This is a genomic window from Halosimplex carlsbadense 2-9-1 (genome assembly GCF_000337455.1).
GTDB lineage: Archaea > Halobacteriota > Halobacteria > Halobacteriales > Haloarculaceae > Halosimplex > Halosimplex carlsbadense.
This window is the reverse complement of sequence record NZ_AOIU01000049.1, coordinates 117130-138637: the sequence shown is the minus strand read 5'-3', so window position 1 is coordinate 138637 and position 21508 is coordinate 117130. Positions and strand designations below refer to the sequence as shown.

Here is a 21508-nt window from a genome sequence, read left to right as displayed (position 1 = left end):
CCCCCAGTGACGGCATCGTCGTCTTTTCGCAGCTCGCGACCGTCACGATCTCCATCGGACGCAGGTGTGCCTTCTTCCGTAGAGTCTTGGATGTCCCCGAAATCCTCAACGGTCACATCGCCGGATTCGGGATCTGGCGTCAGTTGGGGTTTATCGAAAATGCTCTGGTTCGGGTCAGCCGTCGACTCGCGATCGAGAGAGATGTTGTCCGGGTCGAAGTCCTCTGGGAGGTCGGAAAGGGAAGACACCTCTTCTCCCGTGCTGTCAGCGTGGCCACTCTCATCTTGGCTGTTCCTCCCACCCCCTCTATTTCTCGTGGAATCATCGGCCGTTTGGGCGGGTTCTGTTGAGTTCCCTGAGTCTGAAGAGCGGGTGGTTTCAGTCTCCTTCACTTGCCCGTTCTCTCTCGAATCTTGGGACGATGTTGATCGCTGGCCGGCGTCGAGAACCGGTTGGATGTGAGTGTTCCAGGTTTCGATCACTCGAGCCGCTCGTCGTACTGAGGCCGTCTTATCGTGTGAATGCGTCGTGTCATCTCGGTCGGCGCTGCGAATCGCGAGCGCGTCGCGGCTGAGGTTACACAGCTCGGAGTAGATAGATAGGAACGCATCCCGGTCAGAGTCTGATTTGAACGATATCCGGTCATCAGAGTCGTCGACGATGACCTCCGTGATTTCTGTCGGATAGATGGCTTCCTCGTAGAGACAGGCGGTGACGGCGTCCCAGAACGAGTACACGACAGATCCGCCATCGGGTATATCGTCAGGAGTCTGAGAATGGAGCCGACGAGTTAGTTCTAGCCGAACGCCGGCGTTGTCGCTGAAGTTCTCGCCGTGAATCGCCTCAGACTCGATTGCCCCGTCTTCGATGATGTTGATGAGGTCGTGGACGTTCTCGTGATACTTGTCGTCTATATCGTCCTCGATCAGTTCGCCGATGGTGGAGATGGCAGTCTTGAGGATGTGAAGGAGTTCGTGAAAGGCGAGGCCGAATTGATGCGCGTGGTCGGCGGTGAGCTGGTCGTTGAGAGGGATGCGAGAAACATCTGCTTCGGCGCCGGTAACGAGGACGAGGTAGTCGGCGTCGACGCCGGAGAGAAGACGTTCGACCTGGGACCGTTCGAAGTCGGTCGCGTCAGAGGAGAGGACTGCCTCGACGTCAGCAGGAAGGACTGCAGCGGTCTGGACTCCAGCAGAGATGACGACGTCGACGGTAACGTCGCTAGGGAGATGTCCACAGATGAACTCCCGGAGTCGATTTGCCCGATCCGGGGAAATCCGTGACCTGGCGGCAGTGTATTCGTTGCTGCCGTCGTCGCCACTGCGGTAATCGATCTTCGAATGGAGTGTCGACATGATTGGAGAACGTCTCGCCCTCACCGTCACGGGGGCCGACAAACGGGCCCTAAATTCACTTGACAGCCTAATGGAGTGTGATTCCAGAAGGGGTCCCCGATATAGAGCGTGTATCGGCCCCAGTTCAGCGCATGATTCAAACGGCACGGATTGCTCAGTACAAGGCGTGTATCTCGCATTGATGCAACCTCAGTTAGCGGGAGTAATCGGCCTATACGAACTAAACATATGTCGGCTCGTGTGTACAGGTCTATGAGTAGCGGCAGGAAAACCGGAGGATATCAAACCGGTCAATAAATTGCTGTAGGATATGTAGAGGTTAGGCCTTTTTACCTCTCACTTATATACAGTACCATATGAGTGATTGTGACAAGAGCTTTTTCGAGTATACCGAGTTTGCTTCTGATTCGGAATCAGAGGATCCTGAGACTGTTATTCAAGAACGTCAGGATCCAGAGATAGCATACGCACATATTTGTAAGATAGCAGGGACGATTAACGCAGGACTTGATGCGGTGCCTGAGGACCAACGAAATACTGCGGAGGTATACGCTGTTGTGGACCTTTTCCGGGCGATGATGCAGTATATCGAAGAGTTTGGTTCCTATTTGAGGTATCGAATCTTGGACAAGGATTCTTTCATCAACGAGATCATCCGCACTTCGAGCGGGGATATTCGACCTCTCTTTGAGGCATTTATCGAGGACGAGTTCGACGAGTTCCTCCAGAAGCATGATGTCGATGATGATCCGGACAAGGTCTTGAGTTCGGTTTTTGGCTACGAAGATGTTCAGAAGGGGATGATCAGCTTTCCTGAGGAGGAACTGACGGATGCGCCGCCGGATGTGGATCTGGAGGATGTAGTTCTTCGTAGTACTGAGGAGGGAGTTGTACCTGAAGGAGTCGAGATGGAGGAACTGGTTAGTGATTCGGTTGAGAACGTCCATAACAAGCTCAAAGATATTGCTCTGTTTTATCTGAATTTTAGAGAGGCGTATAACGCAGTTAAGCACGGAAACCGGGTTACAGTTGGCGACAACACCCGGTTCAAACTAGAGAACGATGAGATGCTGGATGATCGGATCGTCTTGGATGAAGCGATCGTGGAGTTTCTCTGCAAAAATTCGGATCCTGAGAGTGATGGTGAACCGTATCTGTTGACTATTCCTCGTTCGATTCTGGAGGAGAAATCACTAGATGTCGTGGAGAATGTGTATACATTGTATACTCAGTCGTACGACGTGGCCACGCTGGAGGACGGTGATGAAATAAACCTCAGTTTTTGGAAATCGACGGGAAGTAGCGGTGAGAGCGAGAAAGACTTGATCCAGATATCCAATCCTGATTCGCGTGTTATCTTACCGAGGAGTGTTGTTCCGAAGGTGATTGAGGATCTGAAGATCCCTGATGAGACGAAGATAGAGTGGACGGGTGATTGGTCCCTTTCCGGCAACACTCTTGAGTTCAAGGTTCAATATGAGACGGACCCTACACCAGAATACCCGATTCATGTTGAGCTCGTCTGGGAGCAGACCGACCACGATATCCATGAGTTCGGGGAGGGCCAATTCAACTTTAACGTGAGTACTGACGATCTCAGTGTAAGACAGTACTTGGAGCTTCTTGAGATCAAGAGGAGGGACAATATCCGAACGGTTGAACTCGTATTTTCGGATAGTGATGAGACGCACCAGCTACGGGTGGGGGATGATTTTAAAGCAATTGACGTTCCGGGACTGGCAAATCCTGAGTTCTTCGAGTTTGTGAAACGTATCGGGTTGGCAACAGATACCCGTATTCCTTATCCTGAGCATATTTCGGAGAAACACTGGGAGGTGTACGAGGAATATGCAGATTGCAACTTGGATTCGGAGACAGCGGAAGAGATCCTTTCTGAGTTGAGAGAGTGTGGTGAGGAGGTTATGCGGTCATATGTCGTTGCTGCTGTCTGGGAGGACGAGTCTTCCAGCGTAGATGTCGATGAGGATGAGCCTGCGCATGTAGAGGAGCTCGGGGTCCTTCCGGGAATATTGAATGTAAGTGAGGATCAGGGTTCAAAAGAGTCGGAGCGGTATCCTGGGGAAGAGTATCAGACGTATCCAGCTGGGTCAGAGTACACTTCTGAGAGGTTACTCGATAATCTAAAGGAGAATTATGGACCGACATTCAGTGAACTCCAAGAGTCGGACATAGATAGCGAAAAGGCAGAATCAGAGTTTAGTCACAGGATCCGTTTCGGCGAGGAAACGTTGTGGGGAACTATCGATCAGCACATTATTGATATCTTCCCAGTGTCTGGGGAGCCTTCGTAACCAAGGGAAGAATTGCGCTATCCTCGACATGCACGTGTAGTGAGCAGGTGATCCACGCCACACTGGTCGAAAATAATCCCCATTGGAAACAGTTGTATAACTCCCTCCATCCACTATAGATAGTCATTCAACGTCTCGTGTGCATCCTCTGGATACTGATTAGGTTCCGCGACCCCCCAGAGGACGTTCTTCACTGCAGCCTTGGGAGACACCCCGTCGTCGATGTGTTCACAGAGGATTGTGAGATTCCGCGTGCTGATCGTCGGCCAGGACTCGTTCTCACGCGTCTGATGAGCGAACTGGACGATCTTCTGGAGCGTGGGCCGGTCGACAACGTCCCGGTCGTGGTTCACCTGTCGATCGATCGTCTCCACCTCTTCTTCAACACTCTGGATGTAGGGTTGTTCGAACGACCGGAACCGGCCCCTGGTTGCCGAGTTCATCGGCTCGGAGTCCCGATACTCCCGGGTCGGGGGGTTCATCGTGATCACCAGCCGTGCCGACGGGTGGGGTTCGACGAGCTCGCCGTGGCTCTTCACGAGGAGAGTTCCCTCGTTGAGTAGGCGATGTAACGCGATCGCGGCACCCGCCTGCATGACGGGAAATTCGTTGATGACGATGGTGTCGCCGTTCAGGAGTCCTTGCTTCACAGCCCCATTCCGGGGGATGATCACGTCACCGTCCGGAACCAGCGGGCCAAAGAGGTCCTCGGGTTCGGTCGCTCGGTCGACGTCGAGGGACTGGTAGCCCCGGTTCGTTTTGTGGCACAGGTACTTGATGAGGTAGTTCTTTCCCGAGCCTCGCGGCCCGACCACGCGTATGGGGACCAGCCCCCGGGCGAGTTTCTTCGCGATCAGTTCGTCAAGTGGGAGCTGAAGACGCGGGTCGATCGGAACGGCAGGGGGTACGACGTCTCCGTACTCGTCGACGGGAAGTGCATCGTAGCCGGCATCGGGGTGGTCCGCTGCTTTCGGGACGCTCGGGTAGTCAGGATCATCGAGGATGTGAAGCCCGGTGGGCACAGGATTCTCCGCGTTCCGCCCGATATCAGATACGTACATCCCACGCTCGTCCTCGGGATCCCACCCTTCTGAAAGATAGAGCGGGTCTCCAACAGTATCGGTGACTGTCGAGAGATCGTGGACTCGTGCGACGCCACTGTTCGTCTCTGGATCGCTTCGATGCGTGTAATATGTCGCGGCTTCCTCAGCGAGTCGATATCCGACGGGGACGTGCGACTGTGCCTCTTCGATAAGGACCTCAGCACGACTTTCAGTTAGTGTCCCAGTGAGGCCGGCTATATCGTCGAGGTCTGCATTCGCTAGCGTCGCGAAATCGGTGTAGCCGGCGTCGTGGAGCGCGTCGTTGATCGAGTCGGTAACCACACTCAGAACGCGAAAGTCCACATTCTCGTGCTGCTGCTCACCGAACGCATCAGTGATGACATCCGGCTCTTCGCCCTGCGGAGTTACCCCGACGATCGCCGAGCTCCCGCTATTCGAGCGCCGAAGAGAGTATATTCCAGCTTCGGCGCCATCCTCGAGGAGGTCTGCGGCCTCCTGGTCGCTTAGGTCGGTGAAATCCGACACCCGGAGGGTAACACGCTCGACCGGAACGCTACCACCCTCTCGCTTGAGCAGCCGGTTCACCAGATGAGAGAGAATTAGCTGACTCTCGGGAGGCGAATCACTACTCGTCGCCGATGTGGAAGATCTGGAAGACATGGCAGTGCTGTATCGAGGCGCTTCACACGCCCCTCACCTACTCAGGGGGTACAAACCCAGTCAGATTGATTCGTCGAGCCGCTTCTGGACCCGATTCTGGACCCTTTGTGCCTGCTGGTCCGAGAGGTCGACTTCGGTCCCCACCTCGATGCCGGGGATCGCTACGAGATCCTCCAGTGAATCGGTGAGAGTCTGCTGTTCGTCGGGAAGGACTGGCTGCGTATCGTCATCCGCTCGACGGTCGTGTTCGTTCATCGCGAGCTGTATCATCATCGCCGGTTTTCGGAACAGCTCGCCAGCGACTTCGAGATATTCTTGATAGGAGTTCGACGCCATCGACCCCTCGTACTCTTCCAACAATGCGATGAGCAAGGATAACTGAATGTTGAACACGGTCGGACGAGAGGACGGTTTTGCGATGGCTCGCGCCCGTTCGGCAGCCCTCTCGGCGTACTTGTAGGCCACTCCCCAGTAGGAGTAACACTCATCCAGCGAAAATGGGAGATCCTCGAAGTCGTAAGTGATCGCACGAGTGCGGTAAAGGGCTTCATCAACGTCTGTCATCCGCAAATCGATGTCGTCGTAGATCGACCGCCACCACCCGTTGATTGGGACACGGTCATTTGCCCGCTCGTGTGCTGCGTCAGTCGCCTTGCCATAGTGCCTTCGTGTGTATCGTTCGCCAGTGTCGGGTAGGACAGTTCCCGAATCCGGGAAGAACAAGATCGGCCGCGCCCAGAGGGTTTGCGTGCCCCGGAAGTCGTACCCGGTTTGGAACCCCCCGTAGACGACGGTTTCTCTCTCGATTTCGCCTGTCTCGCAGTCTTCCCTCCGTTGAGTATTCGAGGTGATCCCCTCTTCGTCGATGTCCTCGAGGTCCTGATCAGGTGGTTCGACGACGTGGCGAAGGCTCGGACAGATGACGACCATTTTCAACAGCCCACCCCAGTCTCGATAGGAGGCCCAGCCGAAGACCTCGGTGTCTCCACGCTGCTGAAGCGCGCTAATGATAGGGAGATACGCCTCCTGAGGGTTGATGATCGTATACGAGTCGCTGGCGATCTGCCAGCGGAACTTCACATCGTAGCCGAGCGCGTTTAGCGCTTTTCTCCTCTCGTCGACGATGTCCTTGTGATCGTGGACCTGAACGACGGGATTGGCATCGTTTCGCGCAGCGAGTGCTTCTATACTGGTTCCTGCTTGCGACTCGAGCGCGTCTACGTCAAGCCCATGAACCCGCCGAATGGCGTCCGTATCTACCTTCCCCGAGGTCGTGACGAAATCGTTGGTGGCCCAGAGTTCGCCAGTATTTGCCTGCGGGAGAGTCTTGATCGTCTCTTTGAAACTCAGCGGATCGCTGCTGCAACACCGCGTTTCCGCTGAAATATCAGCGGGATACGCTTGAGCGTCTGCTTCGGTGAGGCCGGCGAACCACAGGTCGGTTTCTTTCCGAAGGAGATCAGCGATGGGGACTGCGGTGTGATCTGAATCGGTAGATCTCATCGATTGGTTCTGTGCAACGGTTTCGGTCTCGTCCCCGGCGCTCGAGGACTCTTTTGACGAGGTTGATTCGATGGACATGGTGATTGTACGGAAATGGCATCCCTGGAGGGGTCTCAGGCGCGTGTTGGCACACGGGCGTTACCCTGGGACGGGATACCGGGAACGAGAGTTCAGGAGCACAGCACACTACGAGAGAGTCTGCAGTAGAGAATCAAGGGGACACAGACACGCAAGAGAAGGGGTGAGAGGCCCAGGTCAGAACTATGGACGCCGTCCTGCCACTGACGACGAAATCGTTGGAGATGTCCTGACCGAGCATACCCCTCACCGCCCAGGGGGAGACAAACGAACAATGATAGCTGGATTTCAAGCGGTATCGTCGTGGATGCCGCTGAGAGTCTGCTGAGGTCGGTCCTTCGAGATCACATCTGGGAGATTGATTTCCTTCCCATCGTATTCGGGAATATAATCTACTCCCCCGAAGTACTGGACGAATCCGATGCTGGCCTCACGGATGTTTTCTGCAGTTGCTTCACTGATGCCGCTCAGACGGGCGTGATGTCGTTCAGAGACGGCCCAAGCTGCCAACTCCCCCATCGTATCGAACTCTTTGACGAGCGTCCGTCGAGCGTTCGTCGGGATATCGAGGCCATGCAGTCTGTAGAGAGTTCCTGAAGAGACGGGATCAGTGCTCGGATCCTTTTTCCCGTTCCAGATATCGAGGAGGCGGCGAAGATTGTCGCGTCGATTCCCGTTCGTCCAGAGGACCCCGTCGTACTTTTCGGCGAGTGCGAGTTCCTCAGCGTACGTAATCGAGTCCAGGTCGACCTCCTCTAGATCGGGAACGTCTTCTGGTCCAGGAGCACTATTGTCGGGATAGTCACGTCCATCGATGGGCCTGAGATACTCTTTCGAACGGTAGTCTCGGCGTTTGATTTCCCACGAGTCAGCGGTGAGTTCGCGACGAACGTAGTTTTCCGCGAAGAGATGGTAGTTTTCGATAGCGAAGTCCACCCCCTTGTGCGGTGCGAGGAGGGCTATCGCAAGCTGGCTAGCCTTCTTGTCTGATGCGTCAGGCCCCCAATCGAATCCGGCGGGNGTCCACCCCCTTGTGCGGTGCGAGGAGGGCTATCGCAAGCTGGCTAGCCTTCTTGTCTGATGCGTCAGGCCCCCAATCGAATCCGGCGGGTGAAACGCAATGAACGAACAGGTGTTTATCGAGGAGGTTACCGCCAGAATATACGAGATTCCCTCCTACTCCACGTTCACCCCGATACGGTTCGGTCTGCCACTTCGTCTTTCGAGAGTAGTTGGTCTTGGCTGTCATAAATGAATGAGTTGATCATGGCCATGTCGGTCCCTAACCGAAGTGCGAGGTTAGTCGGTCTGAATACGTGGAGCCAGCATCGCGAGGACGTCGCACTCCCCATCAGCCAGTTCGTATTCCATCATCATCGGCCAATCCTGACCGAAGGTGAGAGCGATGCTGCCGCTCTTCGGAAACTCCCTAGAGAGGTCCTTGACGTAGTCGAGGCTAAAGAGAGCGTTTCCTTCTGCGGGGACTAGCGAATCGATTTCGTCGCTAGTCAGTTCGAGACTCACATCATCAGTATCACCCTCAGCCTCGACGTAGACGGTTTGGGTGGCCTCATCGCACCTGAATCGAATGTGATCGGACACCATGTCTGCAGCCTTGACGCCCCGAGAGATTTGAGCCTCGTCGATCGTGAAACTGATCGGGAGGTCCATTTCGGGAAGCTGCGGCTCCTGGCGGATACTGTCGGGGTCAATGCAAGCCATCGTGAACTCCACTCCATCGATGTGGATGACCAGTTTGGACGTCGACGTGTCGAAGGTCATCTGAACGAGGTCGCCCTTCTTTGCCAGCTTGAGAACTTCCTCGAATCGTTCGAGATTGACGCCGAGAAGGCCCTCACTGGCATCGAACGATTCGAAAGCGCTACTATGGAACTGGACGTCGTACATCGCGACGTTCGCGGGATCGACAGCACGGGAGCTGATTCCCTCTGAAGTGACTGTCAGTTTGGCCTCGCCGACGATCGCCCGAAGAGTGCTGACAAAGTCCTTTATCGCACCGCCCTTGACCGCTGCCTGGAACTGGGTTGGAGGGCCAGAAACCGGTTTACCATCTACCTCATCCTCTACTTCCTCTCGATTCTCGTCGCCAGATGCATCTCCTTGCTCACGACTGTTCCCCTGAGAAGTCTCGTCTTCCCCTCCTTCATTTTCGAGGGTAGACCCTGTTTCTTTCGAGTGGGCGGATCCGACTGTCGGCCCTCCAGAATTTGTAACGTTGTCCCCGTCGACGTCGTCGTTTGCAATCTCTGGCTGTGCTTCGTCAGCTGGTGCTTCTGTATTCGAACTCATGGATTTGGTCGTCAATCGCTCGGAAGAGCGGCCGATCAGGGTGATGATTAGTGAGCGATGTCGAATAGCGACGAGTCGCTTCACTTTCTTCCCCCTCACCATCTCGGGGGAGACAAACAGAAATTTTGAGTTTGCGCTCGGCGACGAAGACATCACGAATCCTACGCTACGATTGTATCGCCAACTGATTCAACCGTAGCGTAGGAGATCCATCGGCTTCGGCGTTCTGATTATCGGAATGGTGGAGGTCGACCTGTTATTCAGGAAGCTCCCCGTTGTCGTCGAGTTCCTGAATGTCTAACCATACATTCCGGAGGGTAGTCGTACTCGTATAGGCCGCCTCAGCCAACGATTCCTGGGTCAGTGTCGTGTCTTGGTCACCATGGAGCGAGGAATGGTACAGACACGCGGCGGCAATACTCGACGGTGATCGACCATTTGCGAGTGCCCCGATCTCCGACTGTCTAACGAGTTGGTGGGTGCGGTGTTCGACCCGGTCACTTGCATCAACGGCGCTCGCGATACCGGGGACGAAGTCCTGTGGGAGGGGTGGCGGCGTCGCTAAATGGAGATCACGATTTAGGGTCTTGTATGCGCCCTTTACGTCGTCCTCATCGACCCGTGCAACCGCTGCGATCTCCTCGAGATGCCGTGGAAGTCGCTCCAATCGACAGGCCGCGTAGAGGGAACCAGTCGCGATGGCCTCAATAGACCGGCCGGGAAGGAAATCGTTCGACCATGCTTCTCGGTACACGGCTACTGCCCGGTCGTGGATCGAATCGCCGAGTTCGAGAGCGCTAACCAATCGTGCGATTTCCACGAGTCCCTCTCGTAGCGAGCGCTGGCGCTTCGACGGCGTCTTTGATCGAGAGTCCCATTTCCGCAGGCGGGAGAAGCGCCGTCGCGTTTTATTCGAGAGCCAATGACCGTTTCCATCGCGATAGTATCCGATATCGGTCGAGAGTCCCTTATCGTAAAGACGGAGCGTCGTTGGAGCCCCTCGTTCCCGCTCCCGGCCAGATCGTGAATCAACCCACCGTCGCGAGCGATCGAGTGGTTCTCCTGAGGTGACTACTCCACACTCCTTACAGTATGTTTCGCTGTGTTCTGTAACGAGAAACTCGTCAGTATTGCACTCGGAGCAGAAATCCGGATTATGGCGTTCCTTTTCCTCCTCCGATCCACGCGCTGAAGGAATCGATTCCGCTACAGACTGGCTCATCGAGGATGTTTCGGATGACATGGATTACCTGGCCCAGAAGCCTTCACTGACGAGAGGGCCACAAACGGACTGGAGTCTAAGATCGCTCTTCAGAACCGCTGAGTATTCGATGAATCGAGCATCCCATTGATGTCCGGATCGTGCTCGTTGTGGAATGCGGTGAGGACGTCGTGCTGCCAGCTTTGGTAGTCAGGATCTGAAACGGCCTTCACTCCAAATCCGTTTTCCTCTGCAAATTCGATGAGATCGATGCACTGAATTTTCGAGACTTCACCACCTTGTCCAGGAGGAACTTCAGCAGCTGCCGGAACGGCCTCCTCAATCCACGCGTCAAAACAACCGTCTGTGGATGAGATGACGAGCTGCCCTTCTGTGGCTCCAGTAAAGAGTTCGGTAGTGATCCGTGCCAGGTTTCGATACAACCCGAATGGGATCACGAACAGATCCCTGTCGTGGTCGATGGTTCCGTCGCAGCGAATCCGATCAGGATCTCCATTGAGAATCCACTGTTCCTCGTGGTTCAGCCATTGGCCTCGAGTGAGACGGTGGATAGTTGCAGCGAGATGGTCGTGCGTTCTGTACGAGAGATACCCCGAGACGGTAGCGTAGAAGCTCATGATGAGTGGATAAGAACTGACGGAGATGGGCTTTCAGTCCGTCAGCTCTCCTGCGTCCAGGAGGAGACAAACGAGGAGAGTTACCTCCAACCCCCTCCCCCCTTTGTCGAGTTGTAAACGGGGAAGGGTGGGGTGGGGTGAATCTGAGGTACACGAACTCAACGGGTGGAAATGCCGTATTTAAGGGGGAGAGAGTCTCATACCGGAGAAATCGAAGATCATTCTAGTCAATGCAAACCTTTATCACTAACACGAATAAACCATATCCGCACTAGAAATAGTCTCAATAAGTTATGTTGGAATTCTAGAGTAGGACGAAAGTAGGACGAAAATCGCGATCTCCGGACAGCAAAGTTAGAATACCGTGTCGTTACCCTCTCTTCTCGCTGGATTGGCCCCTCTACTGACGGCCGGATTTACACGATCACGCCTCTCCGGGTAGACTTACAACTCGACAAAGGGGGGTGGGGGTGGGAACGTCCCCATCGCATTTGGTTCTGAAAAGCACAGAATCTACCTCATTGGCTCGAGGGAAAGCAGATGTCCGTCTATAGGTTCGAGCCGTTCCACCGCTCCTCTTATTCGAGCTGTTCGTGAACTGTATTTGTCCGGTTGATTCGGCCTCCACCCAGGTAGCAACTTACAACTCGACAAAGGGGGGTGGGACGGATACTTCCCCATCATGTGGATGCGGAGCAAACCAACCAGCCGGATCGTCTGCTTCAGCTTTACAACTCGATAAAGGGGGGGTTCGAGGCAACTCTCAACTTGACGAATCTTGGAGGATACCGTTTCATTAGAGGTCGATAACGGTGAATTCTCCATAATCGTATTTCTACGGTAGACTTCGAGAAAGTCGGGATATCGGTGTCTTACATTCTACTAGGGGTGTGGTTTTTTATACAAGGCGGTGTTGGGGCACTAGCATGGTAAAAGACTCCCCAGAAAGCGAGACTGGAGGGAACTCGCCTGAAACGATGGCGACTGACGGGAGTTCTCAAGACACTCTTCAGGGGGTGGAGTCGTCTGCACAGGATCTGGATGGTGATGACGAGGACTCATCACAAGAAGCTCAGCACACCTCCGCTGAGTCCGAATCTGACGACCCGGAGAATACCTCTATCTCTATTCGGGAGCGGTTTCAGGAATCTTCTTCTACCTCAGTCTTCGTCGACAAGGATCTGGTCCGTCCGTCCACGATAATCGACGAAGACAGAATCGTCGGCCGCGACAAGCAACTCGAGCGAGTTATCGACAATCTCCGACCAGCTCTGGAAGGAGGCGGGCTTCCTAACATGCTCCTCAACGGTCCATCTGGGACGGGGAAGTCTCTCATCATCAACGCCGTCTGTAAGCAAGTCGTCGACCTATGCCAATCACAGGACGTCACATTCGGGGTCGTATCGCTAAATTGCGAAGCGCCCAAATCTCTTGACAGAGCGGTCTATCGATTAGTGGGCGAAGTCGCCGACGACGTCGGTGCGGAGGTTGGGGTTCCAGAGAGCGGTGTTTCCACCGACAGAAAATTCGAGCGACTCTTCGAACTCATCAACGAAAACTACGACGCAGTTATCTTCATCCTGGACGAGATCGATCTCCTCAAAGGACCGTACGACGATCCGGCATATTCCTCCCTCCTCTATCAACTCTCTCGAGCTGAGAACCTCGGGAACATCGAAGGGAGCGTTTCGGTCACCGCGCTCACGAACTATACGAACTTCATGCAGGATCTGAACAGCCGCGCCGAGAGCTCGTTCAATCCGGACGATATCTTCTTCGATGATTACGACGCAAATCAGCTCCGAGCGATCCTCAGAAATCGTAAGGACGCCTTCAAAGATGGCGCCTTAACTGACGACGTCGTTCCACTCGTCGCAGCCTTTGGGTCACAAACTCACGGAGACGCTCGCAAGGCGATCGATCTCTTTCGTTGGGCCGGTGAGTTCGCTGAACGCCGTGGCTCCGAATCTGTTGAGGAAGAAGACGTCCGTTCGGCCCAAGACAAGTACGACGAGAATCGGACTCTTCGTCATATCAGTGGCCTCGCGACACAGAAGAAACTCGCTCTCTACGCTACTGCAGCCGTCGAATCCTTCGCTAAGCGTGACCTAAGTCGAATTCCCGCTGGCGTCGGGTGGGAGATCTATAAATTCGTAGCCGACCGGATCGACGCTGATCAATACAGCCGGGAAACATACGTGAACAACGTTACTGAGCAGGAGACCTACGGAATACTCTCTTCAGAACGACGTGGTCGTGGACGAGGGCGCGGTGTCCATATGTTCTTCACGCTCGAAGAGGGCGCCGACAGCATCATCCAGACTATCGAGAGCGATTCGCGAATCGGTGACATCGAGTCCGATCACGAGATGCTCAGAAGCGTGGTTCGAACCAAGGTGCAAGCCTTCTACGACTAGAAGAGCCTCTCTCCGGGGCCTCTTACAACTCGACGAAGGGGTGTTCTGGGACGCTTACTACTCGACAACGGGGGGTTGCGAGGCTTACAACTCGATAAGGGGGTGTCGTTACAATACGATAACGGGGGGTGTCTCATCTCATCTTCCGGAGAGACGCTGGTGATTTGCCAGGAATCCTCTCGATCCCAATTCCTGTTCTGTAGTTCTCTATACGCCAGAAGTCGGCCATTTACAAGTCGACAAAGGGGGGTATCTGTAATAGGTATTATTTCCGAGGTGGGCGTTGATCCGATTCTCCGAGAAGAGAGGATAGTCTCATCTGGTCCATTCAGCTGTCTTCTCGCCACCGTCGACCGCAACTAACACACGAGAGAAGCCTCGTTGGGGGCTCATCTGTAGAACGTAACTGCACAAGCCGATAGTGTGCTCGTTCATGCGAGCAGTCAGGACACGTCGAGGTCGTCGAAGGGAGGCCGAGTTCTAAATCCGACGTCGCACTGGTATCCGCTATGGGGCTGGATCCCGAGATCCCCACGAGCTTCTCTTGCGATTCTGGCGTGGACTCTTTCGCTGTATCTTCCTCGAGCGACGCACCAAAGAGCTCCTCGTCACGAATGAGCGCCCATAATCGACGCCCTCCGTCGGGGACTTCTTCTGAGGTCGACGTGCGCTCACCGTCATCTGTTCCAAGTGGAGTGGTGGAGACTACGTCCTCGATAGCCTCGTTGATCGCAATCTGATCGTCGTCCTCGTCGACGACGACCGAGACGACGTTGTCCTGGTTACGCCACCATTCTGGGAGCGGGACGGCGCCGCCCTCCTCGTATATCTCGGTGGATTTCAACCAGTGATTTGCCTCGAACTCGTCACTCTGCGACTCGTCGAGACGACCGGTGGGGGCATGCACTGGTCGAGAAACCTTCTCGACACCAGGGGTACCAGGCGCGGGGATGGCACACGGCTTATGGACTTGGGTAGGGCCGTCAGTCTCTTCCTCGGTTGAAGGTTCCCCCGACTCTTCCTGGAAGACTCTCGCGATGTCGCCCCGCGGAGCGGGACCATCTCCGCTCTCGAGAATCGTGATCCGGGTTTCCGAATCGGCCGCTAACGTTGCTTGACCGTTGTATTTCCCGACTTTGCCGCCGACGATACGGACGATGTCTCCTTCGTGGAGGATGACGCTCTGATTCGACCGGGTCCAGACGGTGAACTTGATCGTTCCTGAGTCGTCCTTGATGATCCCGACCTGCTGCTGATTGTTCGACTTCGGGTACCAGAGCGTCGTTACCTCTCCCTGGATATCCGCTTCGACGTTGTATTTCGACGGAATGACCGGGACCGTCGAAATCGGTTGAATGACTCCAGCTTCTTGGTAGAATTGTTCTTGGACGTTCGAGAGCGCCGTGTAGACGGACTGACCGCGTGCCACCTTCCGTCCGATAGCGTTTTCGAGGACGTCGACGTCGGGGCCCGAACGAAAGTGGCCGGCGAGACGGACCGCCGCGTCGCGAACTTGCTCCGCGATGTCTTCGTCGACGCCCTCGAGTGGATCGTGGTGAGTAATCCCTCGTGGGCCGATCAACCTGTCGTTCTGTTCGTGGCGCTGCTCGCGACGACCGGCGACCACGTCCTCGCGAGTGCGAGTCTCCCGGTCCAATCCGACGACAGATGCGGCCAGCGCCTTCTCTCGCTGGCGCTTGCGCTCGTTGCGGAGCCCGTGAAGCCGTTCCTGGGACTCGAGCGGGAGTCCGGTGAGATCCTCATCACCCAGGTCGATCGGATCGACATCTCGTGCTTGAGTGGTTCGGAGACTTGCGTTCACCCAGTACGAGTCGATCTCCTGCCTGCGGGTGCCCTCGACTTCGAGACCGAAATCGTCGTATTCCGGTTCTGTACGCGCAGCAATCAATAGTTCGCCGGCGTTGTCGAGGCGGGTACCGAGACAGTCGCTCTCGAGGTGCGGGCTTTCGTAGAGCCCGCGAAGCGTGAGTTCGTCGAACCGGCGACCCTGTTCGACGTCGGTATTCTTGAGTCGGTGCTGTCCGTCCTGGTAGTAGGAAGCCATCGGTGTCAACTCCACGTGGGAGCTGCGGCGAGTGGGCAGCCTGCTACCCCACTTCCGAACTCCCTCACCCCCTTCGGGGACAAATACGAGGGTAGTTATCGGAGATCCCTCGAGTACACGGAAGGGAAATACAGACGCTGGCTCTGTTGTAGTCCTATTATTCAACCATGAATTCCGGTGAAACAGCCGTTGGTTAGGATTGCGTACCGACTTTCACCAAGACTAGACACCTGACACACCCACCTATTATGCAACTGTCTGCTAAGTCCGAGTATGGACATTTCCGAGCTCCCCGAGGAGTTCGACTTCGTGGACACACTAACTTTGGAGCGGAACAAGGCGGGAGAGGTCGACCTCAAGATGCCGCAGCCTCGCTATAATAAATCCGACCAGACCCCACTTCACCAGTATGGGTGGGGACCGTTCTGCAAATTCTATGCCGACACCTCTGACTACAAGGACATCCCGGGAGTCTACATTTTCACTGCAAACCACGACGTCGTGTACATCGGGGAAACCGTAGACCTCCACCGCCGGATCCAGGCAGATTACTCCAATATCTCCCCGAGGAACTGTTTCAAAGGTGGTCAAGCGACAAACTGCCGAATCAACAACGCGATTCTCGAGGTCGTTCGTAATGGAGGTCAAGTTGGACTGTGGTTCACAGAGACGGAATCACACGGACAAAAAGAGGCGGAGTTAATCGACGACCACGATCCGTCGTGGAATGAGCAACCTCCCACTACATTCCCCACAGAACAGACTATTACTGTCGGGTCTAATCCAAAGGGACAGCGGGATACGACCAAGTCCACCTCGATACAACCCACTCAGGACACATCTACGAGTAACTTGGAATACGCTAGAAACGGCAAATACGGGCCACTCTATGACTATCTTGAGGAAGCTGAGGAACAGACGCTCCACTTCGCGTTTGAGGAGATCGAGGAAATCCTGGAGGCACCGTTACCGAACTCCGCCTACGAACATGAAGTCTGGTGGAACCCAGCTGGTCACACTCACGCAATGGGGTGGGCGGATCTTGGATGGAGTGCAGACCCAAATCTCGATTCTCAAACGGTCGTCTTCAGTATAGTAAAATGAAGCTCATCCTCTTCTGCCGCTGCCTCGCGACTCGCGTCTTTCTCTACCGCAGTCGGACAAAACGCCTTTCCTGATATGACTGAGATCGCTATCCAGACAATGGCTGTCCTGGTGGGACAGACCTCCTCGGCCATATAAGACGAGGTAGCATATACGTATAAAGTTTAAGTAGAAGGGGGTGGCTCTAGTTATGCATGCAAAGGAGCGCGAATACTAACTCGGGGTCGGGACCGCGAATATCACTCGACGTACCGGCGAAGGACGCAGATTTGTACAGGAGTCAGGCGGTCCACGATCTCCTCTATTTTTTAACTCGGTATCACACCGACGAGTTCTCGATTACGGAACTCACCGACGCCGTCGAGTATTCTCAACCCAGTATTTCGAAAGCCGTCGACATCCTCGTCGCGAACGACCTCGTCATAGAAAAGCGGGAGGGGAACACGCGGAACGTCCGTATCAACAGTGGGCGGCTCTCCCGACCGGACGACCCGGTTCTCGAAGTCCCGCAAGCCGAGTTCCAGCCTCCTGTCCGAGCTGCTGTCGAAGTACTCTGCGAGGACCTCGATGGCGTCCTCGGCGTCGTTCTGTTCGGGAGCGTGGCGCGAGGTGAGGCTGACAGACGCAGTGACATCGACCTGTGGGTACTCGTGGAAGAAGACCGGATGACGAACCAGCGAACTGCGAACCGTATTCGGCAAGACCTCGAAGAGCGGGAGTTCGACACTGGCCGGTATGCGTACGAGATCGACGTCGAGACGCTGCCAGCCGTCCCGAACTACGTCGACGAACTCCGAGAGATTCTGGGCGACGGCATAGTCCTCTATGACTCGGAGAAGTTCGAGACCGTCCAGCAGATGGTCTTCCACGGTGATCTCGATGAGTAATGGATCTGACCCCACTGCTATCACCGACGCGATCGATGCGGCCATCGACGCGTTCAACGAGGAGGGGCACGGGGTCCCGACACGCGAAGAAGAAATTGATCCCGATGCGGACTGGAAGACGCAACTCACCAAGGCCTGTCGACTACTGGCTGCCGTCGAACACTTCGAAGACCAAGGGTTCTACACCGCTACTATCGAGTTGTGCTTCGGCGCGACAGAGCGTTCTGTCGAAGCCTACGCGCTCGCTGAGGGCGGCGATAATCTCAACGACTTCTATGACCACACGTACTGCTACGAACGCGCTAGCGCGCTCGGCTTGCTCTCTTCTGGGACCACAGAAGACCTCCGGCAACTATACGACACAAACCGCACGGATAGCTACTACGGCGGGCGACGACCGACGGAGCAACAGGCCGTCGCGATGCGAACACTTTCCCGAAGCATCCACGAGCACGTACAGAACCAGATCCGCGAAGGCGGCGTCTGTGTCTGTGATCGATAGCACGAATCCCGATCTAGTTTCGTTACGGGAACAATCGACAGTCCTGTGCTAGACCGAAGAAACCACTCTCCATGGTATCGCCTGTAGAGGCTCGAGGCTCATTCTTAGTGAACAGACGACTGTGTCTTTTCCACTTGGATTTCCACGGATAGCCGACTTGTAACCACGATACAGTTATATCTACAGGTGGTGTATGAAGAAGTGGATCTTGAACGATCCACCATAATGCTTGGAAAGGCAAACCTCGCCTTTCCTATCTACAACTCCTGAGTCGATGGTGAGAGTTCACGCTGTTTGCCGAGAGTGACTAGATTGTTCTCGAAGTGTGGATTTCGTGTGGAGACTATCCAAAAACCAGTGTACTGCGCGGTGATCGCCGCGATACAGTTATACTGACTACACGTGTCTTAGACGCCGGAAAGCAATCGGTTTGCTTCCAAGCATTATGGCTAGCGAAGACGACAGTGGCCGCTCTACGGAGAACGACCACACTACGATCGGTAGTACCGACAACGACGATGCAACCCAGTCCCGCCTCACCCGCACGGCCAATTGGGTGTCCGATACGATCCGTGGCGTCGCCGGACCGACCGACGACGTTTCCACCGTCAGCGACGACGATCTCCCACGATCGCCCTACGTCCGCCGCTACCTGGGTCTCGATTCCCCAGACAGCGTCGACGACGACACCCCACCAGAGTGGTTCGCGGACAGGCTGGAGACTGGAACGAATCCCGAGGAATGCTACGGGTGGTTCGACGGGCAACCGATGGAACCGTCCCGGAGCGACGAACGGAGAGTTAGCGTGAATCAGACTGGTATGCCGGCGGATTCCCTCTCGGAACCCGACCAGGTTCAGTCTGCGAGCGACTACATCATCGAGAGTGCAGCGAAGCTCACCGACTCGACTGGCGATCAGTTAGTCGGCGTTGCTTCCAGTGCGGACGATTCCATCTCCGACGGACGACTGGAATCCCGTATTCAGCACTATTCTCCGCTCGTGCCACTCGAGACGCTGGATAGCCGCACGCGCCGTCTACGCGAGATGAAGCTCATCCCGGACGATGAACAGATACTGTGCGAAGCTGAAGGACTGGAAACCCGCGACCTCGAGGTGACGCTTCCCGATGGGACCAGCGTCCCTCTGTGTCACGTAGTTTCAGACCCCGGCGCGTACTCTCGCTCTTCGATTCCTGGAATCGAGAACCGCCTTGCGCTCGAAGCCGAGATCAAGAAGGTTTCCGAGAGTATCAACGGCCCCGGCTACACCACTGGCGCAGCAGCAGTCATCGATCGGCACATGGACTCTCTCGCAGCGTTCCGCATGGCTCACGAGGCATCACTTCCTGAACGGCGGGAAGCGAAACTCGAGGAGACCAAGCAGAAGACGATACAGCGAGTTCGTGACCGAGCTGAACCGCTTCGGACGCTACACGAGTGGTTCCCCGACAAAGTTGATCCCGTCTGTAAGCTAGCGCGGCGAATCCTCTCAGACGAGTTTCCCCACGCTCACGAGATCAACAAGAGTCGTGTAACGATCGCTGCGCAGCTCGCCGAGTGTGTGCTCGACGGACAGTCCCTCGATAGCGCACTCTTCACGGTAGCTGACCAGGAGAAACACGACCCGACGAACGTCCTCAAAATCGGGAACATCACGTACACGAATACGGAAACGACGAACGGATACGTCACCACTCAAGGTCGAGTGAAACGCGTGTATTATCCGGATAATCCGAAGATCAAATTCGGATTCATACTGGAGGATGATTCCGGCTGGGCGTACGTCGCGATCTGGAACCCTAGCGAGAGAGAAATCACTCGCTCGACATCGGATCCAAACGACGTCGACGGTGAGGTCGTAGTCTCGAGGAAGTGCTTCATGGAACCCAAGGAAGGCGATCTGGTTCGTCTGACTGACTTCCGGAAGACCGCTTTCCAGGACCGACCATCGCTGAACTCACGCTGGGAGAGCGAGATTCACATCCTCGAATCTGCTGAATCGTCGATGGAGACCAATCCCCGTCCTGCAACGCCACAGCGTGTTGGACGGTCGAGCAGCGCTACGAAGGATGGGACGTCCATTCCACGTAGTCCAGCTGCGAATTACTCAGGAGAAATTTCGACCCGCTGGCCTGCCCCGTCTCAAATGGAGCAGATCATCGCGACCGAACTCTCCGATGTCGCCGACCAGAACGAGATTCGAGAGGCCACGGAATCGAGCCATCAGAACCAAGCCCGCGACAGCGAGCCTCTGGAGATGATTCGCACGTGACCGTGGTCGCATCAGCAGCGTTGACGGTACTGCCTGTACTGTCACCCCCGAACAATATCGAACCCTAACAACCCCCGAGTTCACCGCGAACTCAGAATCCTATTTTTCCGTTTCTATCCCACCAGCGAAGCGGCACTCTGTATAGTGGCCCTGGACTTGCAACAGTTGCATGGATTCCAATGCTGGAACAACCATATCGCTCTTCGACGTACTGTGGATACAGGGCTGAAGAGGAGAGTCAATCTCTCGTCCGTCCCGGGTGGTAGGACCTCGACACGCGGATCGAAGAATCCCCCATTCCAGCCTCTGTGAATTCACCGTTCCCTCCAACCACATGAAAACGAACCCCAATACGACGATCTGGCACAGTGGACAGACGCTACTGGTACGACGAGTTGGAGGTGTAGACTGAAGTGAACCCTGATGCAGCGAGCTCGAAGGACTGGTATCAGGTCCGACTGACAGTTCCGTGGGTCGTTCCAGGAGCACCGGGCGTTCAGGACGCGATCAACATCAGCGTCGCCGAGGTCGGAAAACGAGCATCCGCCTCGAACGTCCGCTCGTGCGATATCGAAGTTCAGGATCTTGCCTGTCCGGGATGTGGATACGAAATGGAAGCCGCACTCTGTACGACGGGATACGGGATGGTCGTCCTGGACGTCACTGTCGAGGTGACGGCTCGATCACTCGAGGATAGTCGAACGGTAGCAAAGCGGGAGCTGGGCTCGCGGATGAAAGACATCCCGCTGACCGTAATCGAGGCCGCCCCATTGGAGACTGGAGACACTCAGGACCCGGGCGGAGCAGACCTTGGTGCGCCATCTAAACAGCACCGAGAATCGAATCGGATGTGAACGAGGTGAGTGTATCTCGCTGTCGAGATCCGGCAGTAACTCTTCGTTGATCTCGGGCTCGTCTCGGAAAACTCAAGCGGTGTTGAGGAACATTTATTGTAGAGTGGTGTGCCAGTAATTCACGCCCCAACTATACCCTCCGATGGTACGTGCAAGTGCACTTCGCCGAAATAGGGGGGCACATGGGAAAGGGAACACACAGATGCCCTCGGAACGTCGGGACGAGAGTCATTGACTCGCACCTGCATCGGGGAGTCGATCCGAAGCAGTTCCAGCTCTCTGGATG

The 21508-nt window shown here is 55.4% G+C and carries 15 protein-coding genes and 2 pseudogenes; 7 read left to right on the top strand and 10 right to left on the bottom strand.

The features are described from left to right. A pseudogene (locus C475_RS22070) lies at nt 1-1355 on the bottom strand (hypothetical protein); the annotation flags it as partial. Nucleotides 1356-1711: 356 nt separating this feature from the next. Here C475_RS22070 and C475_RS22065 point away from each other — a divergent pair. Then, nucleotides 1712-3667 carry a hypothetical protein gene (locus tag C475_RS22065; protein WP_049931232.1) on the top strand — a complete coding sequence of 652 codons (1956 nt, stop codon included), beginning with the start codon at nt 1712-1714 and terminating at the stop codon, nt 3665-3667. A 113-nt stretch (nt 3668-3780) separates the two neighbouring features. On the opposite strand, the gene C475_RS22060 is transcribed toward C475_RS22065, so the two are convergent. The 7 genes and pseudogenes from C475_RS22060 to C475_RS23645 all read right to left on the bottom strand — a co-directional run bounded on the left by C475_RS22060 (nt 3781) and on the right by C475_RS23645 (nt 11121). Continuing rightward, nucleotides 3781-5316, bottom strand: coding sequence for an AAA family ATPase (locus C475_RS22060; RefSeq protein ID WP_204366212.1), 1536 nt, complete (start codon nt 5314-5316; stop codon nt 3781-3783). Between the two features lie 135 nt (nt 5317-5451). After that, a complete protein-coding gene (locus tag C475_RS22055) occupies nt 5452-6972 on the bottom strand; it encodes a hypothetical protein (RefSeq protein ID WP_193366334.1) in 1521 nt (506 codons plus the stop codon). Between the two features lie 288 nt (nt 6973-7260). Beyond that, a pseudogene (locus C475_RS23650) lies at nt 7261-7995 on the bottom strand (DUF6166 domain-containing protein); the annotation flags it as partial. After that, nucleotides 7967-8221, bottom strand: a complete 255-nt coding sequence (locus C475_RS25065) for a DUF6166 domain-containing protein (RefSeq protein WP_235728498.1) — start codon at nt 8219-8221, stop codon at nt 7967-7969. The gene C475_RS25065 and the pseudogene C475_RS23650, both read right to left, overlap by 29 nt. Before the next feature lie 50 nt (nt 8222-8271). Next, nucleotides 8272-9282, bottom strand: coding sequence for a DNA polymerase sliding clamp (locus C475_RS22740; protein ID WP_082223415.1), 1011 nt, complete (start codon nt 9280-9282; stop codon nt 8272-8274). 256 nt (nt 9283-9538) lie between these two features. Next, the gene (locus tag C475_RS25230) at nt 9539-10504 is read right to left on the bottom strand and encodes a transcription initiation factor IIB (protein ID WP_268869926.1); all 966 of its coding nucleotides are present in this window, start codon (nt 10502-10504) and stop codon (nt 9539-9541) included. Between the two features lie 89 nt (nt 10505-10593). After that, entirely contained in the window at nt 10594-11121 is a 528-nt protein-coding gene (locus C475_RS23645) for a hypothetical protein (RefSeq protein ID WP_152436595.1), read from the bottom strand. A gap of 926 nt (nt 11122-12047) precedes the next feature. On the opposite strand from C475_RS23645, the gene C475_RS22040 reads away from it, so the two are divergent. Then, nucleotides 12048-13538, top strand: a complete 1491-nt coding sequence (locus C475_RS22040) for an orc1/cdc6 family replication initiation protein (protein WP_235728497.1) — start codon at nt 12048-12050, stop codon at nt 13536-13538. Between the two features lie 328 nt (nt 13539-13866). Here the strand turns inward: C475_RS22040 and C475_RS22035 are convergent, their stop codons facing one another. Beyond that, the gene (locus C475_RS22035; RefSeq protein ID WP_006886142.1) at nt 13867-15603 is read right to left on the bottom strand and encodes a hypothetical protein; all 1737 of its coding nucleotides are present in this window, start codon (nt 15601-15603) and stop codon (nt 13867-13869) included. 273 nt (nt 15604-15876) lie between these two features. Between C475_RS22035 and C475_RS22030 the strand changes: the two genes are divergently transcribed. Then, the gene (locus C475_RS22030) at nt 15877-16707 is read left to right on the top strand and encodes a GIY-YIG nuclease family protein (RefSeq protein ID WP_049931230.1); all 831 of its coding nucleotides are present in this window, start codon (nt 15877-15879) and stop codon (nt 16705-16707) included. On the opposite strand, the gene C475_RS24135 is transcribed toward C475_RS22030, so the two are convergent. After that, nucleotides 16677-16841, bottom strand: coding sequence for a hypothetical protein (locus C475_RS24135; RefSeq protein WP_161625245.1), 165 nt, complete (start codon nt 16839-16841; stop codon nt 16677-16679). The genes C475_RS22030 and C475_RS24135 overlap by 31 nt on opposite strands. A gap of 60 nt (nt 16842-16901) precedes the next feature. On the opposite strand from C475_RS24135, the gene C475_RS22025 reads away from it, so the two are divergent. From C475_RS22025 to C475_RS23640, 4 genes are all read left to right on the top strand, one after another. Next, nucleotides 16902-17594 carry a nucleotidyltransferase domain-containing protein gene (locus C475_RS22025; RefSeq protein WP_049931228.1) on the top strand — a complete coding sequence of 231 codons (693 nt, stop codon included), beginning with the start codon at nt 16902-16904 and terminating at the stop codon, nt 17592-17594. Next, nucleotides 17587-18096: a hypothetical protein gene (locus C475_RS22020; RefSeq protein ID WP_006886139.1), complete on the top strand. Its 510-nt coding sequence runs from the start codon at nt 17587-17589 to the stop codon at nt 18094-18096. Before C475_RS22025 ends, C475_RS22020 begins: the two co-directional genes overlap by 8 nt. 556 nt (nt 18097-18652) lie before the next feature. Further along, nucleotides 18653-20368 (top strand): hypothetical protein, encoded by a 1716-nt coding sequence (locus C475_RS22015; RefSeq protein WP_204366211.1) that lies wholly within the window; start codon nt 18653-18655, stop codon nt 20366-20368. Between the two features lie 413 nt (nt 20369-20781). Beyond that, nucleotides 20782-21222: a DUF555 domain-containing protein gene (locus tag C475_RS23640; protein WP_006886137.1), complete on the top strand. Its 441-nt coding sequence runs from the start codon at nt 20782-20784 to the stop codon at nt 21220-21222. Nucleotides 21223-21508 lie beyond the last annotated feature (286 nt).

What these genes read in the sequence shown, in the direction of transcription:
- C475_RS22065 (WP_049931232.1), top strand. Translation starts at nt 1,712, where the DNA reads ATGAGTGATTGTGACAAGAGCTTTTTCGAGTATACCGAGTTTGCTTCT.
- C475_RS22055 (WP_193366334.1), bottom strand. Translation starts at nt 6,972, where the DNA reads ATGTCCATCGAATCAACCTCGTCAAAAGAGTCCTCGAGCGCCGGGGAC.
- C475_RS22740 (WP_082223415.1), bottom strand. Translation starts at nt 9,282, where the DNA reads ATGAGTTCGAATACAGAAGCACCAGCTGACGAAGCACAGCCAGAGATT.
- C475_RS25230 (WP_268869926.1), bottom strand. Translation starts at nt 10,504, where the DNA reads ATGAGCCAGTCTGTAGCGGAATCGATTCCTTCAGCGCGTGGATCGGAG.
- C475_RS23645 (WP_152436595.1), bottom strand. Translation starts at nt 11,121, where the DNA reads ATGAGCTTCTACGCTACCGTCTCGGGGTATCTCTCGTACAGAACGCAC.
- C475_RS22040 (WP_235728497.1), top strand. Translation starts at nt 12,048, where the DNA reads ATGGTAAAAGACTCCCCAGAAAGCGAGACTGGAGGGAACTCGCCTGAA.
- C475_RS22035 (WP_006886142.1), bottom strand. Translation starts at nt 15,603, where the DNA reads ATGGCTTCCTACTACCAGGACGGACAGCACCGACTCAAGAATACCGAC.
- C475_RS22030 (WP_049931230.1), top strand. Translation starts at nt 15,877, where the DNA reads ATGGACATTTCCGAGCTCCCCGAGGAGTTCGACTTCGTGGACACACTA.
- C475_RS24135 (WP_161625245.1), bottom strand. Translation starts at nt 16,841, where the DNA reads ATGGCCGAGGAGGTCTGTCCCACCAGGACAGCCATTGTCTGGATAGCG.
- C475_RS22025 (WP_049931228.1), top strand. Translation starts at nt 16,902, where the DNA reads ATGCAAAGGAGCGCGAATACTAACTCGGGGTCGGGACCGCGAATATCA.
- C475_RS22020 (WP_006886139.1), top strand. Translation starts at nt 17,587, where the DNA reads ATGAGTAATGGATCTGACCCCACTGCTATCACCGACGCGATCGATGCG.